The 20356-nt window shown below is 69.0% G+C and carries 17 protein-coding genes; 9 read left to right on the top strand and 8 right to left on the bottom strand.

What is annotated here, in order from left to right; genetic code table 11:
• The first annotated feature begins 18 nt into the window (after window positions 1-18).
• Window positions 19-3312, top strand: coding sequence for a carboxylic acid reductase (gene car, locus BN39_RS17440; protein WP_019203734.1), 3294 nt, complete (start codon window positions 19-21; stop codon window positions 3310-3312).
• 13 nt (window positions 3313-3325) lie between these two features.
• Here car and BN39_RS17435 read toward each other — a convergent pair whose 3' ends face one another.
• Window positions 3326-3634, bottom strand: coding sequence for a hypothetical protein (locus BN39_RS17435; RefSeq protein ID WP_019203733.1), 309 nt, complete (start codon window positions 3632-3634; stop codon window positions 3326-3328).
• 148 nt (window positions 3635-3782) lie between these two features.
• Between BN39_RS17435 and BN39_RS17430 the strand changes: the two genes are divergently transcribed.
• Window positions 3783-4673, top strand: a complete 891-nt coding sequence (locus tag BN39_RS17430; protein ID WP_159103261.1) for a LysR family transcriptional regulator — start codon at window positions 3783-3785, stop codon at window positions 4671-4673.
• A 35-nt stretch (window positions 4674-4708) separates the two neighbouring features.
• Here BN39_RS17430 and BN39_RS17425 read toward each other — a convergent pair whose 3' ends face one another.
• The 7 genes from BN39_RS17425 to BN39_RS17395 form a co-directional block, all read right to left on the bottom strand.
• A complete protein-coding gene (locus BN39_RS17425) occupies window positions 4709-6016 on the bottom strand; it encodes a DUF1254 domain-containing protein (protein WP_019203731.1) in 1308 nt (435 codons plus the stop codon).
• Window positions 6013-6918, bottom strand: coding sequence for a TetR/AcrR family transcriptional regulator (locus tag BN39_RS22390; RefSeq protein WP_019203730.1), 906 nt, complete (start codon window positions 6916-6918; stop codon window positions 6013-6015). The genes BN39_RS17425 and BN39_RS22390 overlap by 4 nt, the downstream gene beginning before the upstream one ends.
• On the bottom strand, window positions 6915-9233 hold the full coding sequence (locus tag BN39_RS17415) for an arylsulfatase (RefSeq protein WP_019203729.1): 2319 nt from the start codon (window positions 9231-9233) through the stop codon (window positions 6915-6917). Before BN39_RS17415 ends, BN39_RS22390 begins: the two co-directional genes overlap by 4 nt.
• A gap of 25 nt (window positions 9234-9258) precedes the next feature.
• The gene (locus BN39_RS17410; protein ID WP_019203728.1) at window positions 9259-10233 is read right to left on the bottom strand and encodes an ABC transporter substrate-binding protein; all 975 of its coding nucleotides are present in this window, start codon (window positions 10231-10233) and stop codon (window positions 9259-9261) included.
• Between the two features lie 59 nt (window positions 10234-10292).
• Complete coding sequence (locus BN39_RS17405) at window positions 10293-11075, bottom strand: ABC transporter ATP-binding protein (protein WP_019203727.1); 783 nt, start codon at window positions 11073-11075, stop codon at window positions 10293-10295.
• Between the two features lie 38 nt (window positions 11076-11113).
• Window positions 11114-11971 carry an ABC transporter permease gene (locus BN39_RS17400; protein ID WP_040768182.1) on the bottom strand — a complete coding sequence of 286 codons (858 nt, stop codon included), beginning with the start codon at window positions 11969-11971 and terminating at the stop codon, window positions 11114-11116.
• A gap of 182 nt (window positions 11972-12153) precedes the next feature.
• Window positions 12154-13128 carry a formylglycine-generating enzyme family protein gene (locus BN39_RS17395; RefSeq protein ID WP_051159038.1) on the bottom strand — a complete coding sequence of 325 codons (975 nt, stop codon included), beginning with the start codon at window positions 13126-13128 and terminating at the stop codon, window positions 12154-12156.
• A gap of 246 nt (window positions 13129-13374) precedes the next feature.
• Here BN39_RS17395 and BN39_RS17390 point away from each other — a divergent pair, with 246 nt between their 5' ends.
• The 7 genes from BN39_RS17390 (at window position 13375) to BN39_RS17360 (ending at window position 20355) form a co-directional block, all read left to right on the top strand.
• Complete coding sequence (locus BN39_RS17390; RefSeq protein WP_019203724.1) at window positions 13375-14640, top strand: MFS transporter; 1266 nt, start codon at window positions 13375-13377, stop codon at window positions 14638-14640.
• Window positions 14641-14743: 103 nt separating this feature from the next.
• Window positions 14744-17035 (top strand): arylsulfatase, encoded by a 2292-nt coding sequence (locus tag BN39_RS17385; protein ID WP_019203723.1) that lies wholly within the window; start codon window positions 14744-14746, stop codon window positions 17033-17035.
• On the top strand, window positions 16948-17421 hold the full coding sequence (locus tag BN39_RS23980) for a YidH family protein (RefSeq protein ID WP_081586140.1): 474 nt from the start codon (window positions 16948-16950) through the stop codon (window positions 17419-17421). Before BN39_RS17385 ends, BN39_RS23980 begins: the two co-directional genes overlap by 88 nt.
• A 4-nt stretch (window positions 17422-17425) precedes the next feature.
• Window positions 17426-17806 carry a DUF202 domain-containing protein gene (locus tag BN39_RS17375; protein WP_019203721.1) on the top strand — a complete coding sequence of 127 codons (381 nt, stop codon included), beginning with the start codon at window positions 17426-17428 and terminating at the stop codon, window positions 17804-17806.
• A 223-nt stretch (window positions 17807-18029) separates the two neighbouring features.
• A complete protein-coding gene (locus BN39_RS17370; RefSeq protein WP_019203720.1) occupies window positions 18030-18386 on the top strand; it encodes a helix-turn-helix domain-containing protein in 357 nt (118 codons plus the stop codon).
• Window positions 18387-18420: 34 nt separating this feature from the next.
• Complete coding sequence (locus tag BN39_RS17365) at window positions 18421-18708, top strand: hypothetical protein (protein WP_019203719.1); 288 nt, start codon at window positions 18421-18423, stop codon at window positions 18706-18708.
• Window positions 18709-18831: 123 nt separating this feature from the next.
• Complete coding sequence (locus tag BN39_RS17360) at window positions 18832-20355, top strand: AMP-binding protein (protein WP_040768180.1); 1524 nt, start codon at window positions 18832-18834, stop codon at window positions 20353-20355.
• Window position 20356: the final 1 nt, after the last annotated feature.

Raw genomic sequence — 20356 nt, 5'->3', positions numbered from 1 at the left:
GTCCAGAACTCTCCCCAGGTGGTCCGCGTCGATGCCGAGGGGGCCGACGGCCCGCCCGAGCGCCTCCCCGAGGTGATCTCGCGGGTCTTCGCCGAGTTCGCGGACCGTCCGGCGTTCGCCACTCGCCGCGGCGGCCCGCACGGCCCGTACGAGACGCTGACGTACGCGCAGGTGTGGGAGCGGGTCACCGCGCTCCGCGCCGCGTGGGCACGGGAGGTCCGGCCGGGCGACTTCGTGGCGATCCTCGGCTTCACGAGCCCCGACTTCGCCGCCGTCGACCTGGCGTCCACTCTCCTCGGCGCGCCCACCGTGCCGCTGCAGGCGGGCGCGCCGGCCTCCCGCATCGCCGCGATCCTCGACGAGACCGCGCCGGTGCTGCTCGCCGTCAGCGCCGCCCAGCTCGACTTCGCGCGGGAGGCGGTCGGCCTGTCGGGCGCCGACCCGCGGATCGTCGTGTTCGACAGTGCCGTGCCCGGCGGCACGGCACCGTCGAGGGGCGTCGCCGACCTCGACGAGGAGGTCGAGCGCGGGCGGGCGCTCCCCGTGCCCGCGCCGTTCGCGCCCGGGCCCGGCACCGATCCGCTCGTCACCCTGATCTACACCTCCGGCAGCACCGGAACCCCCAAGGGGGCCATGTACACCGAGCGCATCGTCCGCGACGCGTGGCTCAAGGTGGACAGCATCGTCGACGACGACCTGCCGACCGGCGCGTTGCTGCACTTCCTGCCGATGAGCCACATGTACGGACGGAACTGGCTCATCGCGGGACTGGCGTCCGGCGGCACCGGCTACTTCGCCGCCGCCGCCGACATGTCGAGCCTGTTCGACGACCTCGCGGACGCGCGTCCCACCGCCGTCGCGCTGGTGCCCCGTGTGTGCGAGCTCGTGCACCAGCGGTTCCTGGCGCTGGAGGCCGAGTCCGACGCGGAGTCCGCTCGGGTGTACCTCCGGGACGAGGTGCTCGGCGGCCGCATCGAGGCGGCCATGTGCGGCAGCGCCGCCCTCTCCGCCGACCTCCAAGCCTTTATGGAGTGGATGCTGGGAGTGAGCATCCGGATCGGCTACGGCTCCACCGAGGCCGGCGGCGTGATCGTCGACGGCGTGGTCGCGCGGCCGCCGGTGACCGAGTACAAGCTGATCGACGTTCCGGAACTCGGCTACCTCACCACCGATCTCCCGCACCCCCGCGGCGAGCTGTTGGTGAAGTCCACCCAGTTGATCCCCGGCTACTACCGGGCGCCGCAGCCGCTGCTCGACGACGACGGCTTCTACCGCACCGGCGATGTCATGGCGGAGCTCGGACCGGATCGCCTCGAGTACGTCGACCGGCGAAGCAACGTCATCAAACTGGCGCAGGGCGAGTTCGTTCCGGTCGCGCAGCTCGAGGCCGCGTACGCGGCGAGCCCCGCTGTGCACCAGGCGTTCCTGTACGGCACCAGCGAGCGCTCCTACCTGCTCGCCGTCGTCGTACCCGCACCCGGCCCCGACGGGGAGACCGACATCGAGGCCCGCGCGCGGGTGCTCGACGCGCTGGCGCAGGTGGCCCGGGAGAACGGGCTCGCCTCGTACGAGGTGCCCCGGGACGTGATCATCGAGCACGAGCCCTTCTCCCAGGAGAACGGGTTGCGTTCGGGTATCGGGAAACTCGTGCGCCCGGCGCTCACCGCCCAGTACGGCGACCGGTTGGCGGCGTTGTACGACGCGGCGGAGGAGCGGCGCCGCGACGGCCTGCGCGGGCTCGACACCGACGGCCCCACCGTCGACGTGGTGATCCGCGCGGCCGCGCTCACGTTGGGCGTCGGAACGGAGAGCCTCGGCGCCGAGACGCGGTTCGCCGACTTCGGCGGCGACTCGCTCTCCGCGCTGTCGCTCGCCACCACCCTCGAGGGCCTGTACGACGTGCCGGTCCCGGTGCAGACCATCGTGGGCCCCACCGCCACGCTGGGCGGCCTGGCCGCACACATCGACGGCGCGTTGTCCGGCGTCGGCGCCGCCCCCACCGCCGCGTCCGTGCACGGCGAGGGCGCGCTGATCGCCCGCGCCGCGGATCTCACCCTGGAGAAGTTCATCGATCCGGAGCTGCTCGCCGCGGCTCCGGCGCTTCCCGCGGCGACCGGCGAGCCGCACGTCGTACTGCTCACCGGCGCCACGGGGTACCTCGGCCGGTTCCTGCTGCTCGAATGGCTGCGGCGCGTCTCCCGGTACGGCGGCACCGTGGTCGCCCTCGTGCGCGGTGAGGACGCCTCGGACGCGCGCCGCCGCGTGGGGGCGGCCATCGGCGACGCCGATCCGGCGCTCGCCCAAGAGTTCTCGCGGCTCGCCGCGGACCACCTCGACGTGGTGGCCGGCGATTTCGGCAGCCCGTCGCTGGGACTGGACGAGGCCACCTGGGACCGGCTGGCCCGCCACGTGGACCACGTGGTGCACTGCGGTGCCCTGGTGAACCACGTGCTGCCGTACGACCAGCTGTTCGGCCCGAACGTGGCGGCCACCGCGGAGGTCGTGCGACTCGCCGTGACCGCGAAGCGCAAGTCGATCGACTACGTCTCGACGGTGGCGGTGGTGCCGCAGGACGACGGCCGTCTCCTGGTGGAGGACGACGACGTCCGAGTCGAGGGCGCCGAACGGCGCATCGGGGCGGACGCCTACGCCAACGGCTACGCCGTGAGCAAGTGGGCGGGAGAGGTGCTGCTACGCGAGGCGTCCGACCTCGCGGCGCTGCCCGTGCGGGTGTTCCGCTCGGACATGATCCTGGCGCACAGCAGGTTCCGCGGCCAGTTCAACGACGCCGACCAGTTCACTCGGATCCTGTTCAGCGTGGCCGAGACCGGTCTCGCGCCGCGGTCCTTCTACCTGCCGGACGATGCCGGGCGCCGCCCGCACTACGACGGACTGCCGGTCGACTTCACCGCGGAGGCCATCGCCACTCTCGGCTCCGCGGGGCGTGAGGGCTTCCGGACGTTCCACGTGCTCAACGTGAACGACGACGGCGTGAGCCTCGACAGCTTCGTCGACTGGATCGGGGAGCGGCGGGAGATCGAGCGGGTCGCGGACTACGACGAGTGGTTCTCCCGGTTCGAGGCCGCGCTGCGGGCTCTGCCCGACGGTGCGCGCAGGCGGTCCGTTCTGCCCCTGCTGCATTCGCTGGAGCACCCCGCTCCGGCGGGCGGCACGCAGGCCCTCACCGCCGACCGGTTCCGGGCCGCCGTGCGGGACGCGGGCGTCGGCCCGGGCGACATCCCGCACCTCGACCGCGCGCTCATCGAGAAGTACCTGCACGATTTCGAGGCCGCCGGGTGGCTCGCACGGTGAGCGAGTCCGCCCGTCAGCGACCGCCGCTGGCGAAGTAGTCCCGGACCTCCTTGACGGACGCGAGTACCGGGTACGGCACGCCCAGCCGCTCGGCGAGCACTCCGATCGGGTTGACGAACCGTGTAGATCGCGCGGCGGCGTGCGCCCACTCGAGGGCGTCGACGAGGTCGCGGAACCCGGCTTGTTGGGACGCCCGGTCCCACCTCGGCGACGTCCGGGCGAGAAAGCGTTCGTCGAGGACGTCGCTGGGGCGGATCCCCTGTTGGCGTGGTCGCCCGCGGACGGCGCTGCGAGGGGCGGTGGGTGTGTGCACGTTGATCACGTCGGCCTCATCAAAATGGGATTCACGGGCAATGGCGCTCGTTCGCCGGGGCCGCGGTACGCATCGGACGCGGCTTCGGGTGGGCATCATCAGTGTCGTTCACCTGGAACTTCCACGGAAGTGCATAGTTTCGATCTAGTCTATGCATGTGGTGAATGTCGCGACCATGGACCTGAACCTCCTCCGCGTACTGGGGGAGCTCCTCCGCGAACGCAATGTCACCAGGGCGGCCGCCCAGCTCGGACTCAGTCAAGCCGCGACGAGTCACGCCCTCGCCAGGTTGCGCAAGAGCTTCGGGGATCCGCTCCTGGTGCGCTCGGGGCAATCCCTGCAGCTCACACCGGAGGCGGAACGGCTGGTGCCGATCGTGGAGGACATCCTGCGGCTGGTCAACACGAGTCTTTCGGCGCCGGAATTCGATCCGAGTACGGCCACGACGACGTTCACCGTGGCGATGCCGGACTTCCTCAACTCGATGATCGCTCCCGAATTGGCGGTCGTCGTGCGAGAACAGGCTCCCAAGGTCGTCCTGCACGTCTTGGGCACCCCGGTGCGTTCCGACGCGAGGCGCGACGGAACCCTCGACGCGATCGCGATGCCGGCACAGCGGGTGGCGCCCGGCCATCCGTCGCTACGACTCGGTTCTGTCAGTTGGACCGGTATCGCCGCGGTCGGTAGGCCGGGACTCGACGAGGGGATCACGCCGGCCGACTACGCCGCCATGCCGCACATCTCGTTCCCCAGAGCCCTCGTCGAAGTTCTCATCGATGAGAAGTTGGCGGACGCCGGACTGCGGCGGACCATTGCGGTCACCGTCAACAACAGTGATCTGGTCCCGTCCATGATCCCCGGCTCCGAGCTGGTGTCGGTCGGGTGGGACGGCTTCGACAAACCCGGCGTCAGAACCTTCGATCTCCCGGTGGACATCCCGGACTTCGACTACCACATCGCGTGGTCAAGGCGGCTCGCCAACGACCCCGCGAGTGTGTGGCTCCGGCGGCAGATCGTCGACATCGCCTCTCGCCGCCTGGCCCAATAGTCGACGCCACACTGCAGACCGTGGGCGGAACCGCCTCAGTCGATCCGCTGCATCGACGGCGGCATCCACGTACCGGCCACCGCTTCGGGTGCGGGGAGGTACAGCCGCACGTTCATGCTGAACGGACCCTCCGGAGCTGGAAGCCAGTTCGTCGTGTCACGATTCCCGGGATCATCGTGCTGGACGAGGATTTCGAGTGAACCGTCGTCGCCGAAGGCCAGATCGTCGCGATCGCCGATCGCGAACCTGTCGATGGGGTTGGTCACGAGGAACTGGTGCTCGCCGTACATCGTCAGGGACCAGAATGCCCGCGCAGGCGGGAGCGCGTCCGCGGCGAAGTGCAAGCGGTACCGGTGCGCGCCCGACAGCGCACGGCCCTCGCTGTCGACGTTCACGCGCGGGTACACCGCCTCCTGCGGCGGCAACGCGCCGAGGCCCGCGAACGCGACCGTCGCACGCGTGCCGTAGTCGATCCCGTAGTTCCCGGTGCCGGGGCGCATGGTCCAGCCGTTGAGATTCCACGAGTGGCGCGAGTCGACGTTGCGAATCCGGGAGACGGCCTCCGACACCGCCTCCTCCAGCGCGTGACGCACGCGCGGTTCGGTCTCCGCGAAGGAGAAGGGCGTGTCCGACCCGAGACCGAGCGGCGCCAGCCTCGCGAGCTGGGCCTGGTCCGTGAGATGCGGCTGCGCGACGGCGAGTAGTGCGGAGAACCTGTCGAAGAACTCCTGCGCATTCATGGCATCGACGGCGACCACCGGCGGCATGTCCGTCCAGGGGCCGGCGGCCACCGCCGGTACCGGCGGTGTCGTGCCGACATTCGCCTGCTCCGCGGAGAAGCCGTGCTGGAAGGCGTGCACTGCGGGATAGTCGGCGGCCCCGTTCGTCTGGGTGCGTCCGATGATCCAGCCCCACGTCGTGGGGCTGGCGATCACGGTTGCGCCCTCCGGGGGAGAGCCCGTCCACCCCGGTCCCACCAGCAGGAAGTCACCGGAATCCGCACCGGTCGTCCGTGGTCCCACGGAGGCGAAGACGTCCGTCCACATGTCCATGAACGGGAGGACGTAGTAGCGATCGCCGGCGTCGGGGACGCGGATCAACAAGGGGCCGTCGGAGAGGTCGAACCAGATCTGGGAGTACAGCGTGTCCACGTTGGCACGCACCACCTCGGTGAACGTGTCGTCCGGAAAGGTGGCTCGGTGATGGAAGGCGTTGTGGAACGGATAGCCCTCCCGTTCCGCGCGACGCCGGGCCGCGTCACGCGTGGCATCCATCAGGACCACGGGGTAGGCGTAGATGTAGGCCTCAACGGCACGCTCGTACAGTTCACGGTCGTCGATCATGAGTCGTCCTTCTTCTCGGGTCGGTTGTTCGGTTCGTCGGGGGAGATCCGGAGGGTCCGCACCCATACCTCCGTCGAGATCTTCACCAGGTCGTCCACTCCGGTCGTCGCGGAGCGCAGACCGAAGTGGAAGTGCGCGAGTCGGCTGACCATCGCGCTGAGGGCCCGGGAGGTCAAGGTCGGATCGAGGTCGGGGTCCGCGACCCCGTCGCCTTGCAGTCGGGCGATCCACTGGGCGTTCCGCTCCACGAACGCCTCGGCCCGCCGCAACCGTAGTTCGCGGAACGCCGGATACACGAGTGCCGCCTGTTCGAGGAGCACCATCAGCCGGGCGTTCCGCGCGTACGAGTCGAGGTAGGCGCGGTGACGGGAGGCGATCTGCTCGCGGACCCCGGGCGGGCGGTGGTCGTTGCGCGGGTGCAGCATCTCCTCGCGGGTCGCGTCGAGGACCGCGGTGAAGGCCTCGGACGTATCCGCGAAGTGGTCGTGAAAGGTCCGCAGCGGCAGTCCCGCCCGCCTCGCGATGTCCTCCGCACGGGCGTCGGCGAATCCCGTCCGCAGGAAGACCGAGCGCGCCTCGTCGATGAGGCGCGCGCGAACGGGATCCGGCGGCGGATGCAGGGTCACCCCCGCCGGCTCGAGCGAGTCCCGCACGACCGCGTGGAGGATCTCCTCGAGGTCGGCGAAGTACGTGTAGAACGTGGCACGCGACACCCCGGCGGCGAGGGCGATACTCGCCGGGCTCACGTCGACCAGGCCGTCCCGCTCGAAGATCTCGCGTGCCGCCCGGACGAGCGCCGCCCGGCTCCGCGCTCCGCGGACGGTCAGTACCTCGCCGCGCCCCGGCGCACCGTCGTCCGCCCGCCCGGGAGCGGGCGGACGACGTGGTCCGGGGGCCGTCATTGCCGGACGCGCGCCGTGTCGACCGTCGGCGCAGGATCCGCCGGCTCGAGGACGATGGTGACGGACCGCAGCCCCCCGGCGAATCGGAACGGGGAGCGGTAGTCGGCGGAGACGGGAGAGACGCTGTCGCCACCGACCTGCAGCCCGGACCCGATCGACCAGATGATCGGATTGGTCCGCACCACGGGCAGTCGGGCGACCACCGTGGAGCCGTCCAGTACGGTGACCGATCCCGTGGCGGGGCCCGTGCGACTCATGCGCAGGGTGACGTGGTGCGCCCCGCCCGCCATCGGGGCCTCCGCCGTGGCGTGGAAGTGCTCCCGCCCGAGGTACGCGAAGTCCACGGCGATCCGTCCGTCGAGCACGTACAGGCTGAATCCGCCGGCAGCCGTCCCGTAACTCACCAGCACGCCGTCCGCGCCGTCGGTGTACTCGAGGTCCACGTCCACGGCGAACGCCCGATCGAGCAGATCGGGAGAGGTGCTGGTGCTGAGCATGATCGGAGCACTGTAGTGGAACTCCGAGCGATCGCGCCGAGCGGACGGGCGCGGGTCCTGCGCGCGCACTCCGCCCCGGTCGTCGAGCGGCAGCACCTGGTACCGGCCTGCCTCCGCCCACCACAGGTCGATCAGCTCCGCGAGCAACTCCGGGTGATCGGCGCTCCTGTCGTGCACCTCGGAGAAGTCGGCAGCGAGGTCGTAGAGCTCCCACACATCGCCGGCGTAGTCGCCGTCCCGCGCGAGATCGAGCGGCATGCGCACCCGGTGGGCGTGCATCGTCGAGGGATGGATCGCGACGGCCTTCCACCCGTCCTTCCACATCGCGCGGTGTCCGAAGCACTCGAAGTGCTGGGCGGTGCGTGATGCGCGCCCGTTCGGATCGGTGAGCACGTCCCGAATCGTCGCACCGTCGAGCGGCCGCTGCGCGGTCCGCCGGATGGTCTCGGGAGGTTCGATGCCGATCAGGTCGAGGATCGTCGGAGCGAGATCGATCACGTGGGTGTACTCGGAGCGGACGGCGCCGGGATCGGGGATGCCGGCGGGCCAGTGCGCGATCAGCGGAACCCGGGTGCCACCCTCGTGGCACGTGGTCTTATACCACCGGGTCGGAGTGTTCCCGGCCTCCGCCCACCCGGAGGCGTAATGGGGATGACTCGTGGGAGTGCCCCACTCGTCCAGGCGTTCCGACATCTGCTCGAAGGTCTCGGGACTGCGGTTGAAGTAGCTGAGCTCGTGGAACAGCCCGTGTTCGCCGCCCTCGGCACTCGCGCCGTTGTCGCTGAGGAACAGGATGACGGTGTCGTCGAGGCGGCCGGAATCATCGAGATGGTCCAGCAGCCGGCCGATCTGGTGGTCCGTGTGCGAGAGGAACCCCGCGAAGACCTCCATCTGGCGGCACAGTACGCGCCGGTGGTCGTCGGGAAGGTCCGCCCAGGCCGCGACATCGGGATTGTGGGGCGGCACGTCGGCGTTGTCCGGCACGACGCCGAGTTCACGTTGCCGAGCGAGGGTCTCCTCCCGGATCACGTCCCATCCCGCGTCGAAGACCCCGTGGTAGCGCTCGATCCATTCCTCGGGGGCGTGGTGCGGGGCGTGCATCGCGCCGAACGCCAAATACAGGTAGAAGGGCCGGTCGGGAGTGACCGCCGCGAGTTCGCCCGTCCAGGCGATCGCCCGGTCGACCAGATCGACCGAGAGGTGGTAGTCGTCGGGGCGATCGGATCCGTCGATCCGGTGATTGTCCTGCCACAGGTCCGGCGCCCACTGGGAGGTCTCGCCCGGCATGAAGCCGTAGAACCGGTCGAACCCCTTGGCCAGCGGCCAGCGGTCGAACGGGCCCCACGGGCCGTTCTCCCAGTCCGGGGTCAGGTGCCACTTGCCGAGTGCCATCGTCGAGTAGCCGGCCTCCCGGAGGACCGCGGGGGTCATCGCCGCATCGTCGGGGATCACGGTGTCGTACCCGGGGTAGCCGGTCGCGTACTCCATGATCGTGCCGACGCCCACGGAGTGCGCGTTGCGCCCGGTGAGCAGGGCCGCGCGCGTGGGCGAGCACAGGGGTGTCACGTGGAAGTCCCGGAACCGCAGGCCGTTCGAGGCCAAGCGGTCGATGTTCGGGGTCGAGATCCGCCCGCCCAGGCCGCCGAAGCATCCCAACTGGGCGAAGCCCATGTCGTCGAGGACGATGGTGAGGGCGTTCGGCGCGCCGGGAGGGGAACTGGGAGTGGCCGGCCAGGCCGGCGTCGAATCGGGTGCGGTGGCCCGGAGGACCCCGGTGAAGCCCTCCGTCGGCGAGTACGTCCGTAGGTCGTTCGGCACGTGGCCTCCTTCGTGTCGGGCGGGATCAGTTCTGGCCGCAGGTGTTGACCACCTTGTCGAAGGACACCGGCTTGCCTCCCGCGAACTTCACGTTGGCGTCCCACCGCGCCTGGTCGAGCGTGGTGAACCACGACTTGTGCTCGGACTCCCAGACGACCTCGGCGTTCTTCTTCGGCAGCCCGACCCATGTCGCGATGTATCCGACGACCTTCTCCTTGTTCGCGGGGTCCGCGATGAACGTAGCGGCCTTGATCATGGCCTTGCACAAGGAGTTCACCGTCTTCGGATGGCTCTCGAAGTACGCCGCTGTGGTCGTGTTGAACCCGGAGAGACCCGCCCTGCCGCGTTCTCCCGCGGTGTTGTCCTGCGGAGCGGCGATCACCTTGACGTCCGCCCCCTTGGACCGCATGAGTTCGGCGCTGGAGACCGTGCCGATCGCCCCGTCGACCTCGCCGTTCATCACGGCGGCGGCGATCGCCGGTGGCCCGCCGGCGGCGACGTACGTGATCGTGCTGGGATCGGCGCCGCCCTCGCGGATCACCTCGTTCGCATAGGTCTCGGCGTCGCCGCCGCGGACCGGAATCGCGAGACGTTTGCCCGCCAGTCCGGCCAGCGAGGTCACGCCGGACTTCCCGGTGACCATGATGACCTTGGTCTCGCCCTGGAAGACGGGGAGGACTCGGAGGTCCTGCCCCTGCCCGAGGGCGGGGATGACGGTGCCGGTCGACCCTCCGGCGATCTGGGTGGTACCGCCGATGAGGGCGGCGACGATCTCCGGGCCGGTCTTGGCGTCGACGCGGGTGACCTTGAGTCCCTCGGCCTCGAAGAGCTTCTCGCCCTCGGCGACGGCGGTGGGGAGCGAAAGGATGCTGTTCGGGTACGTGCCCAGGGAGAAGGTGCCGTCGTCGGCACCGGTGTCCGAGCCGCCGCAGGCGGTGAGGCCCGACGCCGCGAGCACGCCGGCCGCGGCGCACGTGACGATCCGCTTGCTGAGATTCATGGGGTTCTCCTTGCAGTGATGTCCGGTCGGGATTCGACTCGGGCGGTGAGTGAGTCGGTTCAGATCGCCGAGCGAAGCCGGTGATGGATCTCCTGGTAGCGGGGGTCGGCGGCGATGTCCTGGAGATTCCGCGGGCGTTCGATCCCGACCTCGACGTCGTACTGCACCTCGCCCCCGTTGAGCAGGACGATGCGGTCTGCGAGCGCGATCGCCTCGCCGAGATCGTGGGTCACGAACACGACGGTCTTGCGGCGCTCGCTCTGCCACAATCGCAGGAACTCCTCTTGTACCGCCACGCGCGTGGTCACGTCGAGTGCGGCGAAGGGCTCATCCATGAGGAGCACATCGGGATCGAGGGCCCAGGTCCGTGCCAGCGCGACGCGCTGCCGCATGCCCTGGGAGAGTTGCCACGGCCAGAGGGATTCGGAGCCCTTGAGGTGCACCGCGTTCAGCCATCGCGCCGCGGTCTCGCGTCGCTCCTTCTTCCCGACGCCGCGCAGTTCGAGGCCGTACTCGACGTTGCCGAGCGCGGATCGCCAGGGCAGCAGGGCATCCCGGGCGGGCATGAAGCCGAGGTGTGCACGCGCCTCCCGTGGCTGCTGGCCGTGCACGGTGAGGGAACCCGATGTGGGCTGGACGAGCGCTGCGATCGTGTTGAGCAGCGTCGTCTTACCGCAACCGCTCTTGCCCACGAGAGCGATGAACTGGCCGGTCGGAACGGAGAGGGAGATGTCGTGCAGTACTCGCTTCGTGTCCCCGTCGGGGCTGGTGAACTCGACGACGAGGTCCTTGAGTTCGATATCGGCGTCGGTGCGGTTCTCGACCGGCGTGGATGAGGTCATGTCGGGTCTCCTGGTCGTGGCAGTGGTGAGGGGTCGGACTAGACGTCCGACGGCGCCTGCCAGCGGAGGAGCCAACGCTCCGCGGCGAGCATGATCTGGTTGAGCAGCACGGCGACGACGGCGAGGAGGATCAGCATCGCGTAGACGGCTTCCATCTGAAACAGCGAGGAGTACTTCGAGATGAGCTGACCGAGTCCGTCTTTCGCCGAGATGAGCTCGGAGCCGATGACCGCGAGCAGGGAGAAGATCAGGCCCAGGCGCAGCGCTGCGAAGATCGCGGGCGTTGCGACCGGGAACAGGATCTTGATGAAGACCTGGATCTTGCTCGCGCCCATCACCGCGGACATGCGCAACCACTCCTGATCGACGGTGCGCACGCCGGCGCGGGCGCCGGAGAGGACGATGAAGAAGACGACGGTCACACCGAGCGCGACCTTGGCCGTCATGCCGATGCCGAAGGCGACGATGAACAGCGGTGCGAGGGCGATGCGCGGCATGGCGTTCAGCGCGTCGAGGAACGGAGCGACGATCCGTTCGAGAGTGGGCAGAAGGCCGAGTCCGAGGCCGCAGATCGTACCGACGACACTGGCGAGGACCCACGAGATGATGACCGCGGTCATCGTGGCTACCGTATTCGACCACAGCTCACCGGATTCCGACGCCGTGACCAGGTAGTCCCAGGCCTGTAGGGGCGACCTGTTCAGCACCGGGTCGAGCAGTTTCAGGTCGGCCGTCAGTTGCCAGAGGGCGAGCCACGCGATGAGGATCATGACCTGGATGATGCGGACCTTGAGGGTGAGTCGGCTTTCCGCGCGGCTCTTCTTGCCTTTCGGTGCTCGCGCTGTGGCCGTCCGGTCCTCGGTGGCGGCCGTGGCGACCATTCCATCGTCGGTCATGGTGAACTCTCCCTGCGAAAGATACTTGGGGGGCGTGTGATTGGTTTCACACGCTATATCCGGCTCGACAGGTCGCCAAGGAGAATTGACAGGTGGTCAGAAAGTAGGATGCGCCGTACTGAAACGCTTGTTGTTGATCACGCCCGAGAGTGGTTCTGCGAATCCTGAAGTCCCTCGGTTGATCACGACTCTCGGGCGTCGTTCGCGCACCGGAAGCCGATGTTCGCCGACGCGGAGTCCGCGGTGTTGCCGGACCGTGCGGCGACCCGGTATCTGTTGCAGTAGGAGTCGTGGCAGAGGTATGAGCCACCACGCATGACTCGGCGCTCGCCCTCGGAGGGTTCGCTGGGCCCGGAAGGATCGGCGACCGGGGAGTGGGCGTAGTAGTCCGCGCCGAAGCGGTCCGCGCACCACTCCCAGACGTTCCCCGCCATCTGCCAGAATCCGTAGCCGTTCGGGGCGTACGACTTCACGGGTGCTGTGGTGAGATGCCCGTCGTCGAGGGTGTTGCGCGTGGGGAACTCGCCCTGCCAGATGTTGCACCGCCACCGTCCGCGCGGCAGCAATTCGTTCCCCCACGGATACCGCGCGCCGACCAGCCCGCCCCGCGCTGCGTACTCCCACTCGGCCTCGGTGGGCAGGCGTTTGCCGGCCCATGCGCAGTAGGCCAGGGCGTCGTGCCACGAGACGTGCACGACGGGGTGGTTCTGCCGATCCGTCACGGTCGATCCGGGACCCTCGGGGTGACGCCAGTCGGCTCCGTCGACCACCAGCCACCACGGGGCCTCCTCGACCCTCCCGGCGGCGGCACGCACAGCCGGTTCGGCGGCGAGGTGGAAGACGGCGGACAGTCCCAAGTCCTCCGCGCTGGTCACGTGACCGGTCTCCTTGACGAACGTGGCGAACTGCGCGTTGGTCACGGAGGTGGCATCGAGGTGGAATGGGCTGAGTTCCACGTGGTGGACGGGAGTCTCGCCGTCCGCGGGATGGCCCTCGTCGAACGGGTCGCCCATGCGGAAGCGTCCGCCGGTCACCAGGATCTGCCCGCGAGTGTTGCGCCGGTCCGGTCGAGGGGTGCTCCCTGCTCGGGACACCGCCGCCGGGCCGGCCGGCGCGCAGCACGAGGTGTTGGGGGCGGTGATTCGTGGCTCGCTCATGCGCGTCCTCCTGGTGCGGGGTGCGAATCATGTTGTCGTCCGATGGGTTCGGCTCGGTCGCGGTGTCATCCTAGAGGTCGTTCTCCGTGATCGGTCCGCCTCGGCTATTCGCGGCATGCATGACTGGCATGAAGACTATGCACTTCCCATGTGGTGAGATGCGGCTCACACTGAACGGAAGAGAGTCGCCGGCAGTAACGGAGAAGCAGAATAATGGTCGCTATCGAACCCGTAGGTGCAGAACGGGTGTCGGCTTCGCCTCGGCGTGCGTGGGCGGTCACGCTCATGATCGTCGTGCTGATGATGATCAACTTCGGCGACAAGGCCGTCCTCGGGCTCGCGGCGAAGCCGATCATGGCCGAGCTCGGTCTCAGTGCGACGCAGTTCGGCGGCATCTCGTCCAGCTTCTACCTGTTGTTCAGCCTTGCCGCGGTGATCGTCGGATTCGTCTCGAACCGCGTCTCGACGACCACGATCCTCGGCGTCATCGCGGTCCTGTGGTCGCTCGCGACACTGCCGGTACTCCTCGCCGCGTCCGTCCCCATGCTCTACGCCAGCCGCATCGCGCTCGGCGGTGCCGAGGGGCCGACCGCGCCGATGGCGGCCCACGCCGTGCAGAAGTGGTTCCCCGAGAACGCCCGGGCGATTCCCACCGCCTTGACGACGATGGGCGGAGCGCTCGGACTCGCGGTCACGGCGCCGACTCTCGCCTACTTCATCGCCAATCACGGCTGGCGGTCGGGATTCGCGGCGCTCGCGATCGTCGGAATCGTGTGGGCTGCAGCATGGTACGTCATCGGCAAGGAGGGTCCGTACCGCGAGTACTCGTCGACCGCCGAGGCGAGGGCGACGAGCACGTCCGAGGAGCGCACCGTCGGGTACGCGAGGTTGTTCACCTCCCGGACCTGGCTGGGCACGATCGTTGCGGGTGCCGGCGCGTACTGGGCCCTCGCCGTGTCGACGGCCTGGCTGCCGACCTTGCTCGAGCGCGGTCGCGGGTACTCCGCGCAGACCACGGCGGTGTTGGTGTCCAGCCCGCACATCGTGAGCGCGGTCGCGATCCTGGTCATCCCCCTGGTCTCCGAGCGGCTCGTCCGTGCGGGTGTGAGCGCACGTTGGTCGCTCGGGGTGCTCGCCGGAGCGATGGTCGTCCTCGCCGGCGTGTGCGCGGTGTTCGTCGGGCACACCTCCGGCACGGTGCTGCTCGTCCTGGTCGCCGTCGCCTTCGGCATCCCCAGTGCCTTCTACCCCCTGTCCTTCCTCATGGCCGGCAGGATCAGTCCGGTCAAGCAACGCGGCGCCGTGATGGCCACGGCCACGGCGATCGTGACCATGACCGGCGTGATCGCGCCGACCGTGACCGGCCGGATCATCGACGCCGCAGGCGGACCAGCGGCCGCGTTCGACGAGGTCTTCCTCGTGTCCGGGGCGATTCTGCTGGTCTGCCGAATCGTGGGTGCATTCGCGATGCATCCCGACGCCGACGCGCGCCGCTTCGGCCTCCGCTCCTGACCAGCGGTCCGCGACGGACCGCGCCATGACTCCCATCCCTACGACCGATCCCTCGAGGTGACCTGTGACTCCAATCGACCGTTCCCACCTACCGATTCGCGACGTGGAACCGCCCACCAGCGACCGTCTCGACGCACGCGGCACCTCGTACGAGAAGTTGACGCCGTTGCGTCCGCCGGAGGGCGCCCCGAATGTGGTCGTCGTCCTCCTCGACGACATGGGGTTCGGAACATCGTCGGCGTACGGCGGCTCGTGCTCGATGCCGACCGCCGAACGCCTCGGGGACACCGGCGTCAAGTTCAGCCGGTTCCACACCACCGCGCTCTGTTCGCCCACGCGCGCAGCGCTGCTGACCGGACGTAATCACCACGCCGTGAACATGGGGACGATCACGAACCTCGCGACCTCTGTTCCGGGGTACACCTCGGTGCGGCCCAACACCGCTGCGACCCTCGCCGAGGTGCTGCGGATGAACGGCTACAACACGGCGGCCTTCGGCAAGATGCACCAGACCCCGGAGTGGGAGGTCAGCGCCGCGGGCCCGTTCGACCGGTGGCCCACGGGCGAGGGCTTCGAGAAGTTCTACGGCCTCATGGGCGGCGAGACCGACCAGTGGTCCCCGTCGCTGCACGAGGGCACCACTCCGGTCGACGTGCCGGACGACCCCGACTACCACTTCAGTGTGGACATCACCGATCGCGCGATCGAGTGGACCCGGAACCAGCGGGTGCTGGCGCCGGACAAGCCCTTCTTCGTCTACCTCTCCTTCGGAGCGACCCACGCTCCGCACCACGTGCCGCAGGAGTGGATCGAGAAGTACCGCGGGCACTTCGACCACGGTTGGGACGTCGAGCGCGAGCGGATGCTCGAGCGGCAGAAGGCGCTCGGCGTGGTTCCGCAGGACTGTGAGCTGACCCGCCGCCACGACGAACTCCCGGCCTGGGACAGCCTGTCCGATGACGAGCGGACGGTCGCGTGTCGGCTGATGGAGGCCTTCGCGGGCTTCGCGGAGCACACCGACCACCAGGTGGGGCGTCTGGTCGATGCGATCGAGACGGCCGGCGAACTCGACAACACGGTCATCCTGTACATCCTCGGCGACAACGGCGCGTCCGGGGAGGGTGGGCTGGCCGGGAACTTCAACGAGATCGCCGCTCTCAACGGCGTTCACGACACCACGGAGAACATCCTCGCGAGGCTGGACGAGATCGGCGGGCCGACCGCGTACAACCACTACCCGGCCGCGTGGGCACACGCGATGGATGCCCCGTACCAGTGGACCAAGCAGGTCGCCTCGCACTGGGGCGGAACCCGCGTGGGCATGGTCGCGCACTGGCCGGAGGGGATCGACGGAGCCGGCACCGTCCGGGACCACTGGCAGCATGTCATCGACGTCTATCCGACGATCCTCGAGCTCGCAGGTCTGCCCGTCCCCGAATCCGTCAACGGCGTACCGCAGCAGCGGATCGACGGGCACAGCTTCGCGGAGGCGTTGCGCACGCCGGACGCCCCCGAGCGGGTGGTGACCCAGTATTTCGAGATGTTCGGCAATCGCGGTGTGTACCACGACGGCTGGTCGGCCTGCACCAAGCACGGGACTCCGTGGGACCTGACCAACGTCCCGCCCCTCGAGGACGACGACTGGGAGCTGTACGCGCCGGACGACTGGAGTCAGGCGCGGAATCTGGCGGCGGAGATGCCCGAGAAGCTCGCCGAGCTACAGCAGCTCTTCCTCGACGAGGCGGAGCGCAATCACGTTCTCCCGCTGGACGACCGCCGCTCGGAACGGTTCAATTCCGATGTGGCCGGGCGACCCGACCTGCTGCGCGGCCGCACCTCGATGCGGCTCTACCCCGGGATGGTCCGTCTCGCGCGCGAGGCGGTGCCGAACGTGAAGAACAAGTCGCACCGCGTCACGGCGTCGATCACGGTTCCCGACGGCGCCGCGGGCGTGATTTTCGCCCAGGGCAGCAGGTTCTCGGGATGGTGCCTGCGGATGGAGGCAGGGCGCCTGGTCTACACGCACAACTACCTCGCGATGGAGTCCACGGACGTCGTGAGCGTCGACGCGGTCGAGCCGGGCGCGCACGAGGTCGCCTTCGCCTTCGAGGTGGACGAGCAGCCCGGCTTCGGCCGGGGAGGGGGTGTCACACTCACGGTCGACGGGGCTGTGGCCGGCTCCGGCCGGATCGCGCGGACGGTCCCGTTCCTGTACTCCGGAAGCACCGACGTCGGCTGCGACATCGGTAGCGGCGTCGTACCGTCCGGATACGACACGCTCCGAGGCGAATTCACCGGGTCGATCGAATGGGTCGATATCGATATCGACGAGCAGGCGGGCGTACCCGAGACTCCTGCAAAGGTGCTGCACGACATCGAGGTCACGATTCAGTGAATCGTTCCGCCGGTGGCGCGCAGGAGGATCGACGGTGGCCGCGCCGGCTATACGGCGAGGGATGCGAGCCCGACCCGAGATTCAGTCTGGCCAATGAACGGACCTTCTTGGCGTGGATCCGCACGGCGCTGGCCCTCATCGCGCTCGGAGCTGCACTGCACACGATCGGTCCGGCTCTCGACAGCGGGGGACTGGGGCGGGTCTACGCCGTGGGCGCGGCCGCCTTGGGCCTGGCGTGTGCGGCCGAATCCTTCCGGCGCTGGTACGTCAACGAGCGGTCGCTGCGGGAGCAGCGGCCGCTCGGCGGCGCCCGTGCGTACCTCGTGCTCACGGTGATCCTCATGGTGGTCGGGGTGACCGTGGTGGGAGCGGTCGCGCTGTGGTGAGCAGGTGACGTACTCGGGCGGTCGGCGCGACGCGTCGCGAGTTCCGGACAAGGGCGTTCAGGCGGAGCGGACGGCGCTCGCCTGGCAGCGGACAGCGCTGGTCCTCGCCGCCACGTCCGCAGCCGTCCTTCGGCTCGTGGCCTATCGCGCCGGTGCGGGGGCGATGCTCGCGTGCGGCCTGGTGGTGATCGTGGCGATCGTGATCATGAGACTCATCCACCGGCGGTATCGCCGGAGCACCAGTGCGGTCCGCCGGGATGTCGAGCGGCGGGGGAGTGTGGGATCCGCGATGCCCGGCGCTCGGCTGCCCGCAGTCGTGGCGGCGAGCACGATCGTGTTGGGTTCGGTGGAGATCCTCGCCGTTCTTCTCGGAAACCCGGCGTGAACCCCCTTCTGTCATCTGCATTTCGCCTGTTCGACCGTGAACGCGAACCTCATGGGAATCGCACGCACGGGTCCGTCCATATGGGTAGCTTCGGGCATGAGGCGGACGGGAATCTCGACGAAAGACACCGAGTGCGTTGTGTACCACGCACGTGCGTGATATAGTTTGCATGCGCGGGTTCGACGGTTGAATCGGCGGATGCGCCTGGCGCGGAGAGGGTTTGATGAACAATCCGTTCAGTGACGACGCGATCGACGACCTCGGTCGCTACATCAAGGCGCAACGGGAGATCGCTCAGCTCTCCGTTCGCCACCTCGCACGGGTGGCGGAGGTCTCCGATTCCTATCTCAGTCAGATCGAACGAGGGCGGCATCAGCCGTCCGCGCAGGTCCTCACCAGCATCGCCAAGGGGCTGAGCCTGTCGCCGGATGTCCTCTTCCGGCTGGCGGGGTGGCTGCCACCCGAGGGGAGCCCGGACAAGAACGCCGTGATCACGGCGATCGAGGCGGACCCCCGACTCAACGGGCGGCAGCGATCCGCGCTCGTGCAGACCTACAAATCCATGGTGGGCGACGAATGACGTCCACCGTGTCCATCCCAGCAAGGAGAAACGAATGTCCACGTACACCGAGATCACCGAGAAGCTGACCGACCAGTGGGTCGCCGCCGTCGAGAAGGCCACCGACTCGCTTCCCGCCGGCATCGACCGCGCCGCGAAGGCGCCGTCGTTCGATCTGCCGGACCTGTCCTCGCTGCTGCCCGGCTCCGTCGTGGCCGGCCTGCCGGATGCGAAGGAGGTCATCGAGACCAATTACCGTGTGGCCGAGCGCCTTCTGGCGGCCCACCGCGACTTCACACTCGCGGTGATCGAGAAGTCCGTCCCGAAGGCCGCGGACGCCTGACGATCGGGGTCCGCAAGGGCCGCATCATCTTGTGAGGGGGCTGCCACCCCCTCTGTGATGCCCCCGCCGCCGCTGCCACGGCGACGGGGGCGTTGAAACCATCCCAGCAAGGAAAGCAACAACATGCCCAGTCTAGTGGCCTCGGTGGCGAAGCACGCCGCCGCCGCCCCCGAGTCCGCTGCGCTGCGCGGTCCCGGCGGCATCATCACCTACCGTGACCTCGCCCGACGGGCCCTCGAATACGGTGCCATGCTGCGAGCGTGGGGCATCGCACCCGGCGACCGCATCGTCTTCATCGCTCCGTCGGTCGACGAGTTCGTCATCGCCTACCTCGGCATCCAGGCCGTGGGTGCGACCGTGGTTCCGGTCAATCCGCTCTGCACCGCGAGCGAGCTCCAGTACTTCATCGAGGACTCCGAGTCGCGGTTGATCATCGCCTGGGAGGGGCTCGACGCGGCTGCCCGTGTCGCCGCGGGCGAGACCGGTATCGACTTCCTCGCCCTTGGTCCGGGCGCGCCCACGGAGGGCGTGGAGCCGCTCGAGGGGCCCGAGGACCGCGCGGACGACGATGTCGCGGCGATCCTGTACACCTCGGGAACGACGGGCCGGCCCAAGGGCGCCGAGCTGACCGTCGGCAATCTCGATGCCGCGGCGCGGATCGCCGGGCAGCTCTCGCAGTCCACCGCGCAGGACAGGCTGGGCACGGCGCTGCCGCTGTTCCACGTCTTCGGTCAGGCCTCCGTGATGCTCGCCGCGCTGCGCTCGGGCTGCTCGCTCACCCTGGTCACGCCGTTCACCGCGACCGGTCTGATCGACGCGGTGGTCCGTGAGGAACTCACGATTCTCAGTGGCGTGCCGACCATGTGGAACGCGATGCTGCACGCGGCACCGGACACTCCTGCGGAGGCCTTCGCCCGCCTGCGATTGGCGGTCTCCGGCGGAGCCTCGCTCGCCCCGGAGATCAACGAGGCGTTCCAGAGGCGCTTCGGCTGCCTGATCAGTGAGGGCTACGGGCTCACCGAGACCACCGCCATCGCCACCTTCTCCATGCCCGGAGTCCCCGCCCCTACGGGCACTGTCGGGCCCGCCGCCCCCGAGATGGAGATCCGGCTCGGTGCCCCGGACACCCCGGAGGTCCCGGTGGGTGAACGCGGCGAGGTGTACGTGCGCGGACCCGTGGTGATGCGCGGCTATCGCGGCCGCCCGGAGGCGACCGCGGAGACCGTGATCGATGGCTGGTTGCGCACGGGCGACATCGGCGAGATCGACGCGGAGGGGAACCTCCGGATCGTGGACCGGGCCAAGGAACTCATCATCCGTGGTGGGTACAACGTGTACCCGAGCGAGGTCGAGCACGTACTGTACGCACACCCCGATGTCGTCGAGGTCGCCGTGCTCGGCATTCCCGACGAGCACCTGGGGGAGGAGATCGCCGCCGTGATCGCGCTCCGTCCCGGTGCCGTCGCGGACTCCGCCGCGATCCGCGCCTACGGGGCGGAGCGGTTGGCCGCGTACAAGCACCCCCGAGTCGTGCACTTCGTGGACGCGCTGCCCAAGGGCGCCTCGGGCAAGATCCTCAAGCGCGCGATCGAGAAGGATCCGCTCGTCGCCGCCCTCGCCGACTATCGCGCGTCCCGTCGCGGTTGAC

Origin of the sequence: Tsukamurella sp. 1534 (genome assembly GCF_000312385.1) — a bacterium.
Taxonomy (GTDB): domain Bacteria; phylum Actinomycetota; class Actinomycetes; order Mycobacteriales; family Mycobacteriaceae; genus Tsukamurella.
Note: the sequence above shows the minus strand (reverse complement) of the source record. Positions and strands in the feature narration are given on the sequence as shown.

Coding starts and splice junctions, on each gene's coding strand:
- BN39_RS17425 (WP_019203731.1), bottom strand. CDS start 6,016: ATGATCGACGACCGTGAACTGTACGAGCGTGCCGTTGAGGCCTACATC.
- BN39_RS22390 (WP_019203730.1), bottom strand. CDS start 6,918: ATGACGGCCCCCGGACCACGTCGTCCGCCCGCTCCCGGGCGGGCGGAC.
- BN39_RS17410 (WP_019203728.1), bottom strand. CDS start 10,233: ATGAATCTCAGCAAGCGGATCGTCACGTGCGCCGCGGCCGGCGTGCTC.
- BN39_RS17405 (WP_019203727.1), bottom strand. CDS start 11,075: ATGACCTCATCCACGCCGGTCGAGAACCGCACCGACGCCGATATCGAA.
- BN39_RS17400 (WP_040768182.1), bottom strand. CDS start 11,971: ATGACCGACGATGGAATGGTCGCCACGGCCGCCACCGAGGACCGGACG.
- BN39_RS17395 (WP_051159038.1), bottom strand. CDS start 13,128: ATGAGCGAGCCACGAATCACCGCCCCCAACACCTCGTGCTGCGCGCCG.
- BN39_RS23980 (WP_081586140.1), top strand. CDS start 16,948: ATGGGTCGATATCGATATCGACGAGCAGGCGGGCGTACCCGAGACTCC.
- BN39_RS17370 (WP_019203720.1), top strand. CDS start 18,030: ATGAACAATCCGTTCAGTGACGACGCGATCGACGACCTCGGTCGCTAC.
- BN39_RS17365 (WP_019203719.1), top strand. CDS start 18,421: ATGTCCACGTACACCGAGATCACCGAGAAGCTGACCGACCAGTGGGTC.
- BN39_RS17360 (WP_040768180.1), top strand. CDS start 18,832: ATGCCCAGTCTAGTGGCCTCGGTGGCGAAGCACGCCGCCGCCGCCCCC.